Here is a 3,796-nt window from a genome sequence, read left to right as displayed (position 1 = left end):
ACCGTCCCCGGCGCGACGGCCGGGCACACCCTTGACGGCGGTATCCCCGGCGGCGACCCGGCCACCGCCTGGGCCCGCCGACGGGACGCCTATCCCCTCGTGTCGCCGGGAAACCGCCGCACGTTCCACGTCGTGGTGGTGGGAACCGGGCTGGCCGGCGCGGGCGCTGCGGCCGCACTGGCGGAGCTGGGCTACCAGGTCACCGCGTTCACCTATCACGACGCACCCCGGCGAGCACATTCCGTGGCCGCGCAGGGCGGCATCAACGCGGCCCGCGCCCGCCGGGTAGACGGCGACTCGGTGGCCCGCTTCGTCCAGGACACCGTCAAGGGCGGCGACTTCCGCGGGCGCGAGGCGGAGGCGTTCCGTCTCGGCGAGGAGTCGGTGCGGGTGATCGACCACTTCGCGGCCATCGCCACGCCGTTCGCCCGCGAGTATGGCGGGGTGCTGTCCACCCGGTCCTTCGGCGGGGTGCAAGTCTCGCGCACCTACTATTCGCGCGGTCAGACCGGACAGCAGCTCCAGCTCGCCGGATCGCAGGCTCTCCTGGGTCAGGTCAGGTCGGGCGGGGTGCGGCTGCACACGCGCCACGAGATGCTCGACCTCGTCGTCGACGATTCCGGGTGCCGCGGCGTGGTGGTGCGGGACCTGGTCACCGGCGAGATCTGGGCGCAGACCGCGCACGCGGTGGTCCTCGCCACCGGCGGGTACGGGACGGTCTTCCGCGACTCGACCCTCGCGGTGCACTCCAACGCCTCGGCCGTGTGGCGCGCGCACCAGCGCGGGGCCCTGTTCGCGTCGCCGTCGTTCGTCCAGTTCCACCCCACCGCGCTGCCCAAGGACGCCGACTGGCAGGCCAAGACGATCCTCATGAGCGAGTCGCTGCGCAACGACGGCCGCATCTGGGTGCCGCTGCGCGACGGCGACGAGCGCGCCCCCGGCGACATCCCCGACTCAGAGCGCGACTTCTTCCTCGAGCGGCGCTACCCGGCGTTCGGCAACCTCGTCCCCCGCGATGTGGCCTCGCGTGCGATCACCGCTGAGATCCGCGCCGGCCGCGGGGTGGGGCCGCGCCGCAACTCGGTGTACCTCGACTTCCGCGACGCCCTGGATCGTGTGGGTCGCGAGACGATCGCCGAGCGCTACGGCAACCTCTTCGAGATGTACCGCCACGCCACCGGCGAGGACCCGTACGCGGTGCCGATGCGGATCGCGCCCACGTGCCACTTCACGATGGGCGGCCTGTGGAGCGACTACGACCTGCAGACCTCCCTCCCCGGCCTGTTCGTGGGCGGCGAGTGCGGCTGGAACTACCACGGCGCCAACCGCCTGGGCGCCAACTCCCTGCTCAGCGCCAGCGTCGACGGGTGGTTCACGCTGCCGTACTCGGTTCCGGGCTTCCTCGCCGGGCGCCTCGGGGAAGAACTACCGGACGACGACGACGAGGTCGTCACCGCAGCAGTGGAGCGTGCCAGGGACCGCGTTTCGGCCCTCCTCGCGGTCGGTGGGGCAACCGGGCCCGAGCACTTCCATCGCGAACTCGGGGAGATCCTATACAACGGTTGTGGCGTCACCCGCACGGCCGAGGGGCTGACGGAGGCGATCGAGAAGATACGCGACCTCCGCGCTCGCTTCTGGTCCGACCTCCGGGTCACCGGCGGCGACGGGCACCTCAATCCGGTGCTCGAACTCGCCGGACGCGTGGCCGATTTCCTCGAGCTCGCCGAGCTCATGTGCGTGGATGCGCTCGATCGCGATGAGTCCTGCGGTGCCCATTTCCGCGACGAGCACCAGACGCCCGACGGCGAGGCGCTGCGCCGCGACGACCTGTGGGCGTTCGTCTCCGCGTGGGCGTCCGACGGTGACGACCGGGGCGGTCCCCGCTCGTTCACCAGGCACGCCGAGCCGCTCGAGTTCGAGGCGGTCACGCTGACGAGTAGGGATTACCGATGAGGCCGGAGACCAGAAGGGCGGATTCCATGAAGCTGACATTGCGCATCTGGCGCCAGGCCGGCCCGGGCGATGCCGGCCGGTACGAGTCGTACGAGGTCCCCGACGCCCGTCCGGAGATGAGCGTGCTCGAGCTGCTGGACGCGCTCAACAGCCGTCTGGTCGACGGCGGCGAGGAGCCGGTGGCGTTCGACTCCGACTGCCGCGAGGGCATCTGCGGGGCGTGCGGGGTGACGGTCGACGGTCGTCCGCACGGGCCCGCCGAGAACACCCCGTCCTGCCATCAGCGGCTGAACCCGTACTCCGACGGCGACACGCTGCGGATCGAGCCGCTGCGTGCGGAGGCCTTCCCGGTGATCCGCGATCTGGTCGTGGACCGGTCCGCGCTCGACGGGGTGATCGAGGCCGGGGCCTTCGTCCAGGTGCCCGCGGGGAGCGCACCGGATGCGGACGTGATTCTCCAGGGCCACGACGAGGCCGAGTCCGCCCTCGATCTGGCGGCGTGCATCGGCTGCGGCGCGTGCGTCGCGGCGTGCCCCAACGGGTCGGCGAACCTGTTCGTCGGCGCCAAGCTCGGGCACCTGGCGCTCATGCCCGTGTCACGCGGCGAACGATCGTCCCGGGCCCGGGACATGGTGCGGGAGGCCGACGCCGAGTTCGGCCCCTGTTCGCTCTACGGGGAGTGCTCGCGCGTCTGCCCGGCGGGGATCCCGCTGCGCGCCACGGGCGTGGTCAACAGGGAGCGGCTGCGCGCGGTGTTCCGCCGCTGACGGACCTCACCGCATCCGCTGCGAGATGACCTTCGAGATGCCGTCGCCCTGCATGGACACGCCGTAGAGGACGTCGGCGACATCCATCGTCGGCTTCTGGTGGGTGATCACGATCAGCTGGCTGGTCTCGCGCAGCTGCTCGAACAGCCCGATGAGGCGGCGCAGGTTGGTGTCGTCGAGCGCGGCCTCGACCTCGTCCATGACGTAGAACGGGCTGGGCCTGGCCTTGAAGATCGCCACGAGCATCGCCACCGCCGTAAGGGACTTCTCGCCGCCGGACAGCAGCGAGAGCCGCTTGACCTTCTTCCCCGGCGGCCGGGCTTCGACCTCGATCCCGGTCGCGAGCATGTCCTCGGGCTCGGTGAGCACGAGCCGTCCCTCGCCCCCGGGGAAGAGCGTCGCGAAGACGCCACGGAACTCGCGCTCCACGTCGATCCACGCCTCGGTGAAGATCTGCTCGATCCGCTGGTCGACGTCGTCGATCACGCCCTCCAGATCGGACCGTGCCTTCTTGACGTCGTCGAGCTGCGTGGACAGGAACGCGTAGCGCTCCTCCAGGGCTGCGAACTCCTCCAGTGCCAACGGGTTGACCTTGCCGAGGGTGGCCAGGTCCTTCTCCGCCCGCTTGAGTCGGCGCTCCTGCTCGGCGCGCACGAACGGCATGGGCGGCGGCGGGGTCACCTCCTCGCCACGCTCACGGGCGGCCTCGTACTCCTCCAACTCCAACGCGGACGGGGGCAGGTCGTTCTCGGGTCCGTACTCGGTCACGAGGGCCTCGGGTTCGATGCCGTGACGCTCCAGCACCGACGCCTCCAGTTCGGACACCTTGACCTCGAGCTGAGCGCGGACCACCTCGTCACGGTGCGCGGCGTCCCCGAGTCGGTTGACGTCGGATTCCGCCGCAGCCAGTTCGGTGCGCAGCGCTGCGAGTGCGGTGGTCGCCTCCGTGCGGCCGGTAGCCAGGCGATCGCGCTCCGCACCGGCCGTGGCGATCACCTCGTCGAGCCGGGCGAGCAGTCGCACGCTGAGCTCATCGACGACGCCGGCGACCTCCGCTCCCCGGCGCCGGGCCGCCG

General features: G+C 71.3%; 3 protein-coding genes. 2 read left to right on the top strand and 1 reads right to left on the bottom strand.

The window, feature by feature from the left end:
• Together G6016_RS10150 and G6016_RS10145 are read left to right on the top strand one after the other, a co-directional pair.
• Nucleotides 1-1,953, top strand: a 1,953-nt coding sequence (locus G6016_RS10150) for a fumarate reductase/succinate dehydrogenase flavoprotein subunit (RefSeq protein WP_187354487.1), incomplete at its 5' end; no start/stop codon positions are given.
• A 26-nt stretch (nt 1,954-1,979) separates the two neighbouring features.
• Complete coding sequence (locus tag G6016_RS10145) at nt 1,980-2,720, top strand: succinate dehydrogenase/fumarate reductase iron-sulfur subunit (RefSeq protein ID WP_182632546.1); 741 nt, start codon at nt 1,980-1,982, stop codon at nt 2,718-2,720.
• Between the two features lie 6 nt (nt 2,721-2,726).
• Here the strand turns inward: G6016_RS10145 and G6016_RS10140 are convergent.
• On the bottom strand, nt 2,727-3,796 hold a 1,070-nt coding region (locus G6016_RS10140), incomplete at its 5' end, for an AAA family ATPase (RefSeq protein WP_182632545.1).

The organism is Dietzia aerolata, assembly GCF_014144865.1.
Lineage (GTDB): Bacteria > Actinomycetota > Actinomycetes > Mycobacteriales > Mycobacteriaceae > Dietzia > Dietzia aerolata.
Note: the sequence above shows the minus strand (reverse complement) of the source record. Positions and strands in the feature narration are given on the sequence as shown.